Origin of the sequence: Metabacillus sp. YM-086 (assembly GCF_048059995.1) — a bacterium.
In the GTDB taxonomy this organism is placed as follows: Bacteria; Bacillota; Bacilli; order Bacillales; family Bacillaceae; genus Metabacillus; species Metabacillus litoralis_B.
In genome coordinates, this window is the sequence record NZ_JBLUOI010000108.1 from 1 (window position 1) to 12,747 (window position 12,747).

Consider the following 12,747-nt stretch of genomic DNA (forward strand, 5'->3'; position numbering starts at 1 on the left):
AATTTTTTGATGTGATCGCATTAAAGATAAAAGAATCAGGTTTAGGAGAGACAAACGGATGGAAGCGGCTTATTATCGAAAAGCCGTTCGGGCACGACCTTGCATCAGCGCAACAATTAAATGAGAAGTTAACAAGTGCATTTGATGAAGAGGAAATCTATCGAATTGATCATTACTTAGGAAAGCCAATGGTTCAAAATCTTGAAGCATTGGAATTTGCTAATCCAGTTCTTCAATCACTTTGGAATAATGAACATATTGCGAATGTCCAAATAACGGCTAGTGAAACCGTTGGTGTCGAAAGCCGAGCAGGTTATTACGATAAAGCTGGGGCTATTCGTGATATGTTTCAAAATCATATGCTGCAGCTTCTTATGATGGTTGGCATGCATTTGCCATCTGGATTAACGGCAAAAGATATCCGAGAAGAAAAGAGAAAAGTAATCAAAGCCGTCCGTCCAATTCCAAAAGAAGAAGTAAGTACACAAGTGATCAGAGGGCAATATGGTCCTGGTGAGATCAATGGGCAACAAGTGCCAGGATATACAAATGAACAGGGTGTAGATCCTACATCTACGAATGACACATTTGTAGCAGCTCGTTTATGGATAGATGATCCAGTTTGGAAAGGCGTTCCGTTCTATATACGTACAGGTAAAAGGATGAAAAATAAGTCTACGAGGATCGTTATTGAATTTAAAAATCCGTTAAAAGAGCTTTATGAAACACAAAATGTAGAAACATGTCCAAATATATTAGAGATCGGAATAAATCCAGATCCGGAAGTTTCTCTACAATTAAATAGTAAAAGTCCTTTACAAGGTGGAAAAATTGTCCCGATCTCTGTAGATTTTTCCCCACAACATATTAGTTTGCCTGAAGCCTATGAAGTTCTGCTTCTAGATGCATTAGAAGGTGATTCTACGTATTTTGCTCATTGGAAGGAGGTTGAACTTTCTTGGAAGCTTGTTCAGCCCATCTTGGAAGCCTTTGAAGAAAATCTTGTTCCATTACACATGTACCCTTCTGGTTCATATGGGCCTGAGGCATCATATGAGCTACTTGAAGAAGATGGATTTGGCTGGTGGTTGGATCAAACAAAACCAGAAAAGGATGAATTCCCTAAATTCTTACCACATCAGCTAGCTCCACCTACACAAGAACAATCTATATCTGACATAGAGTTAGACCATTAAGGAGGAAATGACATGAAAGTAGGATTGATTGGTTTAGGAAAAATGGGCCTTAACATTAGTAAAAACTTAATCGACCATCACCATGAAGTTGTGGCATATGATATTAATGAGCAAACTGTTGAAGAAATTCAGGCATATGGTGCTCAAGGTACATCGACTCTTGAGGAGTTCGTTCAATCTTTACATACTCCAAGAATTGTCTGGATTATGGTTCCGCATCAAGTGGTCGATAAGGTCATTAGCGATTTAAAACCGATCCTTTCAAACGGAGATATTGTGATTGAAGCAGGAAATTCACATTATAAAGAATCGATGAGACGTTATGAGGAATTCAAGGAAATAGGAGTAAGTTATCTAGATGCTGGAACATCCGGTGGGATGGAGGGTGCCCGTCATGGCGCAAATTACATGATTGGCGGAGACCCTGAGGCATGGGAGATTGTTGAACCACTTTTTCGTGATACGGCTGTTGAAAAAGGCTATTTATACACAGGAAAATCCGGTAGTGGCCATTTCTTGAAAATGGTTCACAATGGGATTGAATACGGCATGATGGCTGCAATTGGTGAAGGATTTGAAGTGTTAGAAAAAAGTCAGTTTGATTATGACTATGAAAAAGTTGCTCGCGTCTGGAGTAACGGATCTGTGATTCGTTCATGGTTAATGGAGCTTACGGAAAGTGCTTTTGCAAAAGACGCTAAACTAGATGATCTTAAAGGTATTATGCATTCTTCCGGAGAAGGAAAATGGACAGTAGAGGAAGCACTAGACCTTCAAACAGCAACCCCTGTTATTGCTCTTTCGTTACTAATGCGTTATCGGTCATTGGAAAATGACACATTTACTGGGAAGGTTGTTGCGGCGTTAAGAAATGAATTTGGTGGACATGCGGTAGAGAAGAAATGAATAGAAGGAGTTACCCACCGGGGGTAACTCCTTCTATTTAAGGTGAAGGATTATTTGGGACAAAATTTGTCTGGGGACTTAATTCTCCTTCAATCATTGTATCTGTTTGTAATAAAGGTACAGATTGATATGGACTATATTTTATTTGAACCATATGAACCCAATTGAAAAATTCCCTTTTACGATGATAGCTAGCTGTTGGATTAAAAAATGTGACTGGGTTGCCATAGGGAATGACGGTCGGTAGTAGTAATGTTACAAACACTTATTTTCACCCTAATTTCATAGTGTAATCTATCATTTCATTCTTTTAACACGAGTTTTTTCTTATTAATCGGTAGATTACATACAGGAGGAGAAAAGACATAATCATTACAACTGATATTGTGGTGCCAATCTTACCAAAGACCTCTAATGCTGGAATTTCGGAGTGAAGTTGCTCAGATGGGATTAACCATGCTCCAGCTGAAAGCAAAAGAATGACAAAGATCGGTATTAGGTTTTTTAGCAGCATTGACACTCAACATCCCCTTATTAAGCTTTTTTATATGTTATGACCATCATGATATTTAGTTCCATCCTTTTTTATTTTTCCTCAATTAGTATTTTAATAGGTATATATCTAGTAAAAAAAGTCAATCCTTTTTCTTGAGGGGAGAGAGAGCAATGATCAAACAAATTGGGCTAATAGTAAGCTGTCTTATTACTATTATTTTTTATTCTATTCATTCTGTAGAAGGAAGTAATGGAGAATATAAATTAGAAGAAATGATCGAAATCGCAGAAAAGAATCAGATAAGCATCACTTCATGGCAAGGATACTTAAAAGCAGACTTAGGTACTGCGAATAGTGATGAAGAGGTTAAAAAAATAGTGGAAAATACAAAAGATGAGTTTCCTTTTATAAACGAATGGATCACACATGAACCAGAAAACCATCATGTCACTGTTGAGGCAAAAATAAATAAGCAGGTAAGTAGTCAGCTTCATAAAATTCAAATTTATGTAACGGAAAGTAATGATCGTTATCAAATGTTTTTAACAATACAATTTAAAGATAACGCGTTGGATAGTAAGGGACTTCATTCAATAGTAGATAATATCAATGTAAAAATAGACAAAGAGTATTATACAATTAGTGGATATCTTGAGGGGAAACCCGATTTGAAAGAAACGACAACAAAGCTAATGAATGGGTATGGAGCAGATTTTATAGAGGGTGTTCAAGAAAAAGGGTTTCATTCAATTTCTGGTTACACATCAAAATGGGAAGAAAGCATTCCAGCTAAGAATAACAAGGAAGTTAATGTGCAAATGGGCTTACGCTATAGTCCCGACCAAGAACGGACAAATGTGACAATTGGAACACCGATTATTATTACGGAATATTAATAGTGAAAAGGCCAAGCACTTAGTATTGTATCTGACTAAGGTGCTTGGCTTTTTACAGGTCTGTACATTATTGTAGTTTTTCTAGTTACTGGAATATTTTTGTTGATTTTCACAAAAGAAGTATTATAATAATCAATGTACTAACGTTCGTTAGTACTTGGTGAACTTTCTTTGAATTGTTCAAATATATATATGACTCGTTTTTTAAAAAAACCGTGTGGAATTAGATTACTAGGAGATGTGAAGCTATGAAGGTGAAGAAAAAGTCTACATTTTGGAAAAGAACTAGAAATGTTTTGATCGTCTTACTATCATTCTTTCTACTATGGATGGGATATCATCAAATTATGACGAAATTTGAGCAAAAAAAGTACCCTCCACTAGGGCAATTCGTTGAGGTAGATGGAAAGAAAATGCATGTATATTCAAAGGGGAAAGGTGAACATACTGTTGTTCTTTTAAGTGGGTTAGGTACGACAGCCCCTGCCTTAGATTCGAACCGTTAATGAATGAATTAGCAAAACATCATAAAGTAGTTGTCATTGAGCCCTTTGGTTATGGCTGGAGTGAGTTCACAAAGAAGGAACGAACAGTAGAGAACATAACAGAGGAAATGAGAACAGCTCTTAAAAAAAGCAATATTGATGGACCTTATATCTTCATGCCTCACTCTGTTTCGGGAATTTATAGCATGTATTACGTTAATCAATATCCAGATGAGGTGGAAGCCATTATTGGTATTGATAGCACTTTACCAATGGCAACAGAATACTTTCAAGAATCTGCACCAGGCTTGCCCGGATATCTGAAATTTGTTGCTCCGACGGGCATCGCAAGAGCTGCAGTAAATGTGATTTCAGATAACTTTCTGCCTATCGCAGATGAAGAAACTTATTCTGAACAGAATTTATTGATGACAAAGAAGCTTTCTGCTTGGAAGGCTTACAATTCGAATGTGATCGAAGAAGCACAAGAGCTAAGTAATAATATTAAGAAAACAAAGCATATGGTATTCCCACCAAATATGCCTATTATGATGTTCACGACGAAAGAAGACAAGGTTAATGAAGAAGGAAAATCAAACGTGACATTTTATCAAGACCAATTACGTAATCAAAAGACAAGTGAACTTATCACCTTAGATGGACATCATTATTTGCACTGGACAAAATCTCAAGAAATGAGTAAACAAATTAATGAGTTTATTGAGAGTAAATTGGAAGTTGAATAGAGAGTCGTTTTTAGTTAAAGGTTAAGGGTTTCATTTAGTTGTAATAATGAAATTGGAAAAAAAATATTAAAACGTTTCTTTACATACAGTAGGGGGGTATGGTATAAAATAAATATAGAAATTATTTCCTTGTTAGATATTGGAGGTTAGAAGTTATGGAAGCATTATTAGAAAACAAATTACAAACGCAAAGTAAACAAAAATCTCTTGTGTTAAGTATTTTTCTTACAGGTATCTTTATGGGGGCTTTGGATCATGGAATTGTCGGACCCGCATTAAGTTCAATTGTTACTACATTTGGTATTAATACTTCATGGGGGGTATGGAGTTTCACCATTTATACTTTACTCTTTGCTGTTAGTATACCCCTAATGGGTAAATTTTCTGACCGATTCGGTAGAAAGCAAGTTTTCATGTCTGGTATTTTGTTATTTGGATTAGGTTCTTTACTATCAGGCATTGCTCCTAACTTTTTAACCTTTTTAATAGGAAGGAGTATTCAGGCGATAGGTACAGGGGGTATCTTTCCAATCACTGCTGCTTACATTACTGTAAGTTATCCAGTAGAAGAGCGTGCAAAAGCAATGGGATGGATTGGGGTAGTATTTGGTTTTGGCAGTATTATGGGTCCTATTGTTGGAGGATACATTATTCAACATTTTGCATGGCAATGGATTTTCTTAATTAATGTTCCAATTTCTATTCTAGTAATTTTATTAATGAGTACGATGAAAATACCGCAAACAATTAGTAAAAAACCAATTGATTATCTAGGTATTATCTTACTAACAGCTATGATCCTTTCCATTATGCTGGGGATTACATCAAAAAATATCACAATGCTTATTATTGGAGTACTACTCGTCCCATTGTTCATTAAAACTGAAAAGCATTCACAAGATCCTATCATTAAACTAAATTATTTCAAATCAAAATATGTGTTAGTTGTTTTACTACTATCACTAATGTCTGGCTTCATCATGGCATCAACAATGAATTTATTACCATTATATATAGAAACAAACTTTGAGGTAACGAAGGCGCAATCATCCTATGGGGTGGCTCCACTTGCTGTAGCTTCTATGATTGCTTCACTGATAGGCGGGTATTTGGTTTCAAAATGGGGGGCTAAAAATGTATTGTTTTTAGGATTTTCGATTACATTAATCGGCTCACTTTCTTTTATCTTTCCTGTTAATTATCTCTTACTCCTTATTTCTGCTGCTATAGCAGGGTTTGGAATTGGCATTATCATTGGTGCACCATTAAATATTCTTATTATACAGGGCACATCAATGCAAGAAGCAGGTTCAGCAGTTGGATTGTTAAGCTTATTTAGATCATTAGGCTCAACAGTTGGACCAACAATTGCAGGGATTATCTTATCTTCAATTGCTAGCGGCTTCTCCTATGTATTTGCTGTGTTGATGATTGTTTCAAGCATAGCGCTGCTGTTGTTTATAAATTTTAAAAAGTGAGGAGTGTTTATATTGAAGCAACGTTACATTCTCGAGCTGTATACTAGACCAACCTGCTCTGATTGCCAAGATGCGAAAAAGTATCTTCAAGAAAATGAAATACCATATATCGATAAAGACGTAGGTAAGAATTCTAGTTTGGAAAAAGAGCTTATTACATTATCGGGAACAAGGATTGTACCGTCTTTTGCTTTCTATAAGAAGGGATTTCTTGGATCTAAAAAGTTGGTTAAAAATATCATTGGATTTGAGATGAATAAACAAGAGATTACTACCTATGTAAACGAAAAACTAAAAACGTTTTAAGCATTCAGGTTAATCATTAATGAATCATTTAGGAGGGAACTTATGAAAATAGTATTAATTGGTGCCAATGGAACAATTGGTCTTGCAGTCCGACAAGAGTTAGAACAACATCATGAAGTAGTGTCAGCAGGAAGAAGAGAATCAGATATCTATGTGGATATCACTTCTCCAGATAGTATAAGAGACATGTACCTATCTGTAGGGGAGGTTGACGCAGTTATTAGTGCAACAGGTGAAACCTATTTTGGTCCGTTAAAAGAATTAACACCACAGACGAATGATTTATCCATTAATAGTAAATTAAAAGGTCAAGTGAACCTCGTTCTAATAGGACAGCATCTTATTAAGGATGGTGGTAGCTTTACGTTAACCACTGGAATTATCATGGAAGATCCTATTATTGGAGGTACTTCGGCAGCAATGGTTGGGGGAGCTATAAAAAGTTTCGTAGAGTCAGCTGCAATCGAATTACCAAGGGGAATTAGAATCAATAATGTTAGTCCCAATGTGTTAGTGGAGTCAATGGATAAGTATGGCCCATATTTTCAGGGATTTGATCCTGTTCCAGGAAGTAAAGTCGCAAAAGCCTATGTAAAAAGTGTAGAAGGAGCACAAACCGGAAAGACGTATCGGGTTTACTAATTGTCCTAATCAAAACAAGGGGTGGAGGATCAAATGAAGCCTTTTATAAAAAGCTACCAATATAATGTTATTAAGTCAGATGTAAAAGGGTTAGTTAGTGTTCATGAATCTGGTTGCAGCATGGATGTTTTAGATAGTATTAAGCAAATGATGAGGGAAAGAATTTATCGTTTATTTCCTAACTTAGATCAAAATAAGAAAGCTTTATTTGATCCAATTTTTTATCTTAATGATAAAAAGGAGGCATTGGTTTATTTGCTTAGATTGAAGATTTATGTTATTCCATTTGGAAAGATTTCTGAGCAATTATTTAGCACGTTTTTTGATAACGAAATCAAGCTTCCTTCAATAGAAAATATAGATTTGAGAGACATTAGTTATTTTAAGTGGCAGGATCCTGGTGTAAACAAGCAATTTATCATCGCTTCAATGAATAATGAGTTAGTAGGTTTAATAGGAATATTTACAAGGGCCAATAAAGGAATTTGTGAAGTTTGCAATCGTTATGAAGAAATAGGTGTTTTTACAATTGAAAATGATACGTTACCTAAGCAAAGTCATTATATGTGCCAAGATATCATGAAATGTAATCAAAATATGACCTCTTTAGATCAACTTCACAGAATAATCACACCACACACTGATGAGAAAACACCCTCTATGATCCTCGTATATTCTTAAAAATCATCTAAAGAGAAACAGATAGTTAGTGACATACCTGAGGGGAAAATAGATAATCTGAAACCTTGTTTTAGGGTCTTACGTATTTTTAAGGCCCTTTTAGTGATTTTTATCTAACGCAAGCTTTAAACCAAATCCGATTAAAACTAAACCTGTAGCCTTATCCATGATTCCTTGTACTGTCGGAGACAACAGCCATTCACGTAAATAGTTGATGAAAAATACATAAATGAAAAACCAAGAAATGGATAGCAGTGTATAACTAACACCCATGATAATTAGTTGCTGTGTGGCATTTTCACCTGTTTGAATAAATTGTGGTAAAAACGTTAAGAAAAACATAGCAACCTTTGGGTTGAGTACATTTGATATGAGGCCTTGTTTAAAAGCTGACTTTTTCATTTCTGCATCTTGTTGATTTTCAGCAGCAGGATCTTTTTTCTTTCTTGAAATAAAAGCAGAAATCCCGAGATATATCAGGTAAAAGGCACCCACATATTTTACAATTTCAAAGGCAACAGCAGACTGCAGCAAAATAGCTGAAAGACCAAAGGCAGCTGCAAATGTGTGAACGAAAGATCCACTTGTAATTCCTAAAGCCATGTTAAATCCATCTTTTCTACCGTCTGAAATCGTTCTTTTTGTAATAAGGGCCGTGTCGATACCTGGACTTGTTACAACAAATAAAGAAAGAATCAAAAATGTAAAGAAATCGCTCATTTTCTCCACTCCTAACTCGACTTGTAAAATTTAGTAAGATAAAGTAGAATTTAACAATTATTAAATTTAGTTTAACACAATATATTCATTATAGTTTAATAAAATTAAATTTTATTTAATCATTTTAATAAGGGAGAAGATGATGGAAAATATCGATATTGGAAAGAAAGTTGAGAAGTTTAGAAAAGCAAAAGGGTTTAGCAGCAGAGAATTAGCAAATATAGCTGAAATAACACCATCCATGTTAAGTCAGATTGAAAGAGGATTAGCTAATCCATCCATTCAGACATTAAAGGTATTAGCAAAGGCTCTTGATGTTCCGACATTTAGCTTTTTACTTGAAGAAACAAAAACAGAGGATTTAGTTGTAAGATCCCATCTGCGTAAGAAAATGGTTGTTGAAAACCTATCGTATGAGTTAATTTCTCCTGATTTTACAGGCACATTGGCAACAGCTATTATGACAGTTCCTCCAAACACCTCTTCGTCAGAAAAGCTTTTAGAGCATAAAGGAGAAGAGGTGGCTATTGTGATTGAGGGGAAAATAAAAGTGTTTTTAGATCGTGAAGAATATAGATTAGAAACTGGTGATAGCGTCAAAATCCCAGCATATATGAAGCATAAATGGGAAAATAATTTTACGGAAAAAGCTGTTATTCTATTTTCAGTGACACCTCCGGCTTTTTAATTATTATATAAAAAAGAACAGTGAACATAGAGGAGGAAAAACATGGGATTATTTAAAAAGTTATTTGGTATAGAAGAAGCTACATCAACACCAAAAAGTGATGCTAAGGGAGATTTAACGTTAGTCACTGTTTACAGAGAGTTTGATGATGAAGATCATGACACGTTAAACAATCATTACGAATATGAAGATGATTTATGGCAGTTCAATAATGTCGGAGAATCTCAAGCATTCTCAAGAGACATTGCTCTTGAAGAAGGAATTCCATTGTATGATCTTACAGAATTTCCTTGCTTCTTTGTTTACGATTATAGAAGTGGCAAGTTGGATTATTCAACTCCATTATTTACGGCAAAGGATAAGCAAAGTATGCTCGAATTTTTGAAAGACTACTAATTCTAAATTCTATGAGCAGATCTACTACTTGGTAGAGTTGAGAAAATTGTAGAGTTTTGTAGAATCGAAGATAAAGTACCTAAAATCGAAGATAAAATACTGAGAATCGAAGATAAAATACTGAGAATCGAAGATAAAATACTGAGAATCGAAGATAAAATGCCTAAAATCGAAGATAAAATACTGAAAATCGAAGATAAAGTGCCTAAAATCGAAGATAAAATACTGAGAATCGAAGATAAGATGCCTGAAATCGAAGATAAACTGCCTAAAATCGAAGATAAAGCACCAACAATCGGAGATTAACTGATTCAAACAGCCCCTGTAAGTAAGTACCTATATAAAAAAGGAGATTAATAGAATGAATACAATGAAATTAAACCTGTTTCGTGGAGAAAAACTGAAGCTGGCTCTGCCATTAGAAGAAGACTTTGAAACAATGGAAAAGTGGGGGGAGGATGCTGAGTATCTTCGCAATGTTGATACTGAAATTGCACTTCCTAAAAATAAGGAGCAGTTAGCAGAGGAAGGAAAATCGAGCCACAATGAAATATTCTTCACTTTAAAAACGATTCAAGATAGTAGATTAATAGGGTTGATTTGTATTCACTCAATTGAATGGAATAACAGAACCGGACTTTTAGCGATAGGCATCGGGGACTCAACTAATAGAGGGCAAGGATATGGAACGGAGGCACTACAATTGATTCTTCGCTATGCATTTCATGAATTAAATTTAGATCGAGTCGGTCTTGAGGTGATTGAATATAATATCGGCGGTTTAAAAGCATATGAACGAGTAGGGTTTCAATTAGAAGGAAGAAAAAGATCGGCCGTTTATAGAGACGGAAAAAGGTACGACATTTTAGTTATGGGAATTCTAAGGAATGAGTGGGAGAGCCATTTAATTTAGTGGAGAAATAACCAAACTTCAGCTGAAAAATATAAGGTCCAATGAAAAAGCATGTAGAGAACTGGTACTGTCCCTACATGCTTTTATCATGATTAATGATTTTCCTCAGAAGGCTCCTCATCTAAGTCAGGTTCTTCTTCATCCATTCCAGGAGCTTCATTACCTTCTTCTGTTGGCTCCTCATCTAAATCAGGCTCTTCTGTATCCATTCCAGGTGTTTCTACCTCAGGTGGTGCAGGGTCTTGTTCATCTGCTGTGTTACAGCCAAACAAAAATCCTAATGAAAGAAAAATCGTCAGTAATGACATTAGTCGTTTTGTATTCATAACCATCCTCCTTTGCTTAGTAGTTATATGATTTGGTGAAAATTTAAAATTATACAAGTTTCTGTCAAAAACTTAAGGTTAATTTAAGGTTTGGCGTATATAGTAAATTTTGGTAGGAAGTGTTGGTGACGACTACTTAATAGTTACGTGATATTCAGAAGAGGCATAATAGAACGGAGGAACAAATGAATACACTAATCAATGATCTACACACGATCACAATAAAATCTTCGCGCTATCAATCGCTTTATAATCAGTACATACAATTAATGAAACCGTTAGAAACAAGTCATAAAAACCGAGAATTAGAAACGATCGAGGAGTTTATCTTATTTTTAACAACTCATACTAGAATGAGAAAAATTGAAAGAGTGGGAAAAAAGCAGTTGGTTTTGTTTTCCAAATATCGAATAAACAATAACGAAGAAAATACAACTGAAAACATATTAAGAGAGGTAGTTAAAACATTAACTGCTTTAAAAAGATTACATCGTTTAAGTTTGGATGTTTCATTAAGGAATTATCAATTCTGGAGAGAGGTTCTTAGCTAAGAAGGAACATGATAAAAAATGGTGTTGTCTACTTCTACTTGTTATGAAATCTTGTTCTTTCATAATAAAAAACAAAATATTCCTTCATACTAGGAAAGAAAGGTCGTTGAGTTAAAATCGGTTAAACTTTTTTGAGAAAGGATTTACACTCATGAAAACAACTAGGAGTAAGGATGAACCCGATTTATTATATTATTGCAATAAAAATCAAACAAGTGAAATAGTAAATGAATTCTTTATCCCTGAGAAAAACGAAGATACACTTTGGGTTCATATTACCCCTTCTACTAAAGGTGAGTTAAAAAAGATCATTGAATCACTAAATATACATACCCTTGCAGCGGAAGCTATTGCTTCTTTCAGTGATTCGCCACGAATGGATGTATATAGCTATCATACATATATTTCAACATTTATCATCAAAGAAGATTATTCTAACGTAAGAATTAGTATTTTATTAGGGGATAATTATGTGATAACCCATGAAGAAGAAAATGACTTGCAATTTTTTTCTACTATACTAGAGGATTTTCAAGACCATCCTCATCACATGAGCAGTCCAGGGCACACCCTGTATCATATATTAGACCATGTTAGTGAGTATTACCTACAAGCAGTTGATGCTATTGCTGATGAAATTCAGGCGCTTGAAAAATCTGTTTTCAAATATCCGTTTGCTAATGAAATAGGTCATGAAGTGTATAATTGGAAAGGGAGAATTCATAACTTAAGACAAATTGTTGAAGCTCAGGAGTCTGTTATAAACGATATTGGAGAATCAGATTCCAAATATATTAATGAAGATTCAGCGATATACTTAAAGACTCTAGGCAAAAATTTTGAACGAGTTGTCAGTGCATTTGATACGTTTATTGAAACGTTAACAGGTATCTTTGATTTGCAAATGTCTCTTAAATCCGATCATATGAATTCTATTATGAAAACTCTAACATTAGTTAGTGTTATTTTTATTCCTATGACATTTATTGCTGGTTTATATGGAATGAATTTTGAACATATGCCTGAATTAACATGGGATTTTGGCTATGGATTAGCACTTATTGTGATGTTTGGTCTTGGCATTAGTATCGCTTTATTTTTTAGAAGTAAGGGATGGTGGGGGAAACGATCATCATCTGATAAACGAAATAAATGACTAAGAATAGCACTGAAATTTATTAGAAAGGTACTTATTAGGTATATTTCTCTAATAAGTACCTTACAAATTTCTATTTTATAGGGTAGTATCTTCAGACGTTTCTGATGTATCAGGCATTTCAGGCATACTTGGCATTTCTACTCCTAACTCAGCCAATTGTGC

General features: G+C 34.8%; 19 protein-coding genes. 15 read left to right on the top strand and 4 right to left on the bottom strand.

Annotated features, from left to right (window positions below):
• The coding region (gene zwf, locus ACEWK1_RS25345) for a glucose-6-phosphate dehydrogenase (RefSeq protein WP_416636777.1) at nucleotides 1–1,196 on the top strand (1,196 nt) is incomplete at its 5' end.
• Between the two features lie 12 nt (nucleotides 1,197–1,208).
• Nucleotides 1,209–2,102 (top strand): phosphogluconate dehydrogenase (NAD(+)-dependent, decarboxylating), encoded by an 894-nt coding sequence (gnd, locus tag ACEWK1_RS25350; protein WP_212135845.1) that lies wholly within the window; start codon nucleotides 1,209–1,211, stop codon nucleotides 2,100–2,102.
• Nucleotides 2,103–2,139: 37 nt separating this feature from the next.
• On the opposite strand, the gene ACEWK1_RS25355 is transcribed toward gnd, so the two are convergent.
• Complete coding sequence (locus ACEWK1_RS25355; RefSeq protein WP_121663583.1) at nucleotides 2,140–2,367, bottom strand: hypothetical protein; 228 nt, start codon at nucleotides 2,365–2,367, stop codon at nucleotides 2,140–2,142.
• Nucleotides 2,368–2,412: 45 nt separating this feature from the next.
• Entirely contained in the window at nucleotides 2,413–2,622 is a 210-nt protein-coding gene (locus ACEWK1_RS25360) for a hypothetical protein (protein ID WP_121663582.1), read from the bottom strand.
• A 146-nt stretch (nucleotides 2,623–2,768) separates the two neighbouring features.
• On the opposite strand from ACEWK1_RS25360, the gene ACEWK1_RS25365 reads away from it, so the two are divergent.
• The 7 genes from ACEWK1_RS25365 to ACEWK1_RS25395 all read left to right on the top strand — a co-directional run bounded on the left by ACEWK1_RS25365 (nucleotide 2,769) and on the right by ACEWK1_RS25395 (nucleotide 7,832).
• Nucleotides 2,769–3,494, top strand: a complete 726-nt coding sequence (locus ACEWK1_RS25365) for a YwmB family TATA-box binding protein (protein ID WP_212135846.1) — start codon at nucleotides 2,769–2,771, stop codon at nucleotides 3,492–3,494.
• A gap of 248 nt (nucleotides 3,495–3,742) precedes the next feature.
• On the top strand, nucleotides 3,743–4,000 hold the full coding sequence (locus tag ACEWK1_RS25370; protein WP_332327995.1) for a hypothetical protein: 258 nt from the start codon (nucleotides 3,743–3,745) through the stop codon (nucleotides 3,998–4,000).
• Nucleotides 4,000–4,725, top strand: coding sequence for an alpha/beta hydrolase (locus ACEWK1_RS25375; protein WP_332327996.1), 726 nt, complete (start codon nucleotides 4,000–4,002; stop codon nucleotides 4,723–4,725). The genes ACEWK1_RS25370 and ACEWK1_RS25375 overlap by 1 nt, the downstream gene beginning before the upstream one ends.
• Nucleotides 4,726–4,880: 155 nt before the next feature.
• Nucleotides 4,881–6,203 carry an MFS transporter gene (locus ACEWK1_RS25380; RefSeq protein WP_212135847.1) on the top strand — a complete coding sequence of 441 codons (1,323 nt, stop codon included), beginning with the start codon at nucleotides 4,881–4,883 and terminating at the stop codon, nucleotides 6,201–6,203.
• Between the two features lie 12 nt (nucleotides 6,204–6,215).
• Nucleotides 6,216–6,509, top strand: coding sequence for a glutaredoxin family protein (locus ACEWK1_RS25385; protein WP_212135848.1), 294 nt, complete (start codon nucleotides 6,216–6,218; stop codon nucleotides 6,507–6,509).
• 42 nt (nucleotides 6,510–6,551) lie between these two features.
• Nucleotides 6,552–7,151, top strand: a complete 600-nt coding sequence (locus ACEWK1_RS25390; RefSeq protein WP_212135849.1) for a short chain dehydrogenase — start codon at nucleotides 6,552–6,554, stop codon at nucleotides 7,149–7,151.
• A gap of 33 nt (nucleotides 7,152–7,184) precedes the next feature.
• On the top strand, nucleotides 7,185–7,832 hold the full coding sequence (locus tag ACEWK1_RS25395) for an elongation factor G-binding protein (protein WP_212135850.1): 648 nt from the start codon (nucleotides 7,185–7,187) through the stop codon (nucleotides 7,830–7,832).
• A gap of 99 nt (nucleotides 7,833–7,931) precedes the next feature.
• Here ACEWK1_RS25395 and ACEWK1_RS25400 read toward each other — a convergent pair whose 3' ends face one another.
• Nucleotides 7,932–8,552, bottom strand: coding sequence for a LysE family translocator (locus ACEWK1_RS25400; protein WP_212135852.1), 621 nt, complete (start codon nucleotides 8,550–8,552; stop codon nucleotides 7,932–7,934).
• Between the two features lie 142 nt (nucleotides 8,553–8,694).
• Between ACEWK1_RS25400 and ACEWK1_RS25405 the strand changes: the two genes are divergently transcribed.
• From ACEWK1_RS25405 to ACEWK1_RS25420, 4 genes are all read left to right on the top strand, one after another.
• Nucleotides 8,695–9,240 (top strand): cupin domain-containing protein, encoded by a 546-nt coding sequence (locus tag ACEWK1_RS25405; protein WP_212135853.1) that lies wholly within the window; start codon nucleotides 8,695–8,697, stop codon nucleotides 9,238–9,240.
• Between the two features lie 42 nt (nucleotides 9,241–9,282).
• Nucleotides 9,283–9,636 (top strand): hypothetical protein, encoded by a 354-nt coding sequence (locus ACEWK1_RS25410; RefSeq protein WP_212135854.1) that lies wholly within the window; start codon nucleotides 9,283–9,285, stop codon nucleotides 9,634–9,636.
• A 159-nt stretch (nucleotides 9,637–9,795) separates the two neighbouring features.
• Nucleotides 9,796–9,942, top strand: coding sequence for a hypothetical protein (locus tag ACEWK1_RS25415; protein WP_212135855.1), 147 nt, complete (start codon nucleotides 9,796–9,798; stop codon nucleotides 9,940–9,942).
• A gap of 55 nt (nucleotides 9,943–9,997) precedes the next feature.
• Entirely contained in the window at nucleotides 9,998–10,549 is a 552-nt protein-coding gene (locus ACEWK1_RS25420; RefSeq protein WP_180320397.1) for a GNAT family N-acetyltransferase, read from the top strand.
• Nucleotides 10,550–10,641: 92 nt separating this feature from the next.
• On the opposite strand, the gene ACEWK1_RS25425 is transcribed toward ACEWK1_RS25420, so the two are convergent.
• Nucleotides 10,642–10,875, bottom strand: a complete 234-nt coding sequence (locus ACEWK1_RS25425) for a hypothetical protein (RefSeq protein ID WP_121663572.1) — start codon at nucleotides 10,873–10,875, stop codon at nucleotides 10,642–10,644.
• 185 nt (nucleotides 10,876–11,060) lie between these two features.
• Here ACEWK1_RS25425 and ACEWK1_RS25430 point away from each other — a divergent pair, with 185 nt between their 5' ends.
• Together ACEWK1_RS25430 and ACEWK1_RS25435 are read left to right on the top strand one after the other, a co-directional pair.
• Entirely contained in the window at nucleotides 11,061–11,426 is a 366-nt protein-coding gene (locus ACEWK1_RS25430) for a hypothetical protein (RefSeq protein WP_121663571.1), read from the top strand.
• 151 nt (nucleotides 11,427–11,577) lie between these two features.
• The gene (locus ACEWK1_RS25435; protein WP_212135857.1) at nucleotides 11,578–12,582 is read left to right on the top strand and encodes a magnesium transporter CorA family protein; all 1,005 of its coding nucleotides are present in this window, start codon (nucleotides 11,578–11,580) and stop codon (nucleotides 12,580–12,582) included.
• Nucleotides 12,583–12,747 lie beyond the last annotated feature (165 nt).

Bases quoted from the DNA above. Each gene is read 5' to 3' on its own strand.
- ACEWK1_RS25430 (WP_121663571.1), top strand. From the start codon at position 11,061: ATGAATACACTAATCAATGATCTACACACGATCACAATAAAATCTTCG.
- ACEWK1_RS25380 (WP_212135847.1), top strand. From the start codon at position 4,881: ATGGAAGCATTATTAGAAAACAAATTACAAACGCAAAGTAAACAAAAA.
- ACEWK1_RS25420 (WP_180320397.1), top strand. From the start codon at position 9,998: ATGAATACAATGAAATTAAACCTGTTTCGTGGAGAAAAACTGAAGCTG.
- ACEWK1_RS25415 (WP_212135855.1), top strand. From the start codon at position 9,796: ATGCCTAAAATCGAAGATAAAATACTGAAAATCGAAGATAAAGTGCCT.
- ACEWK1_RS25410 (WP_212135854.1), top strand. From the start codon at position 9,283: ATGGGATTATTTAAAAAGTTATTTGGTATAGAAGAAGCTACATCAACA.
- gnd (WP_212135845.1), top strand. From the start codon at position 1,209: ATGAAAGTAGGATTGATTGGTTTAGGAAAAATGGGCCTTAACATTAGT.
- ACEWK1_RS25405 (WP_212135853.1), top strand. From the start codon at position 8,695: ATGGAAAATATCGATATTGGAAAGAAAGTTGAGAAGTTTAGAAAAGCA.
- ACEWK1_RS25435 (WP_212135857.1), top strand. From the start codon at position 11,578: ATGAAAACAACTAGGAGTAAGGATGAACCCGATTTATTATATTATTGC.
- ACEWK1_RS25390 (WP_212135849.1), top strand. From the start codon at position 6,552: ATGAAAATAGTATTAATTGGTGCCAATGGAACAATTGGTCTTGCAGTC.
- ACEWK1_RS25425 (WP_121663572.1), bottom strand. From the start codon at position 10,875: ATGAATACAAAACGACTAATGTCATTACTGACGATTTTTCTTTCATTA.
- ACEWK1_RS25370 (WP_332327995.1), top strand. From the start codon at position 3,743: ATGAAGGTGAAGAAAAAGTCTACATTTTGGAAAAGAACTAGAAATGTT.
- ACEWK1_RS25375 (WP_332327996.1), top strand. From the start codon at position 4,000: ATGAATGAATTAGCAAAACATCATAAAGTAGTTGTCATTGAGCCCTTT.
- ACEWK1_RS25400 (WP_212135852.1), bottom strand. From the start codon at position 8,552: ATGAGCGATTTCTTTACATTTTTGATTCTTTCTTTATTTGTTGTAACA.
- ACEWK1_RS25395 (WP_212135850.1), top strand. From the start codon at position 7,185: ATGAAGCCTTTTATAAAAAGCTACCAATATAATGTTATTAAGTCAGAT.
- ACEWK1_RS25365 (WP_212135846.1), top strand. From the start codon at position 2,769: ATGATCAAACAAATTGGGCTAATAGTAAGCTGTCTTATTACTATTATT.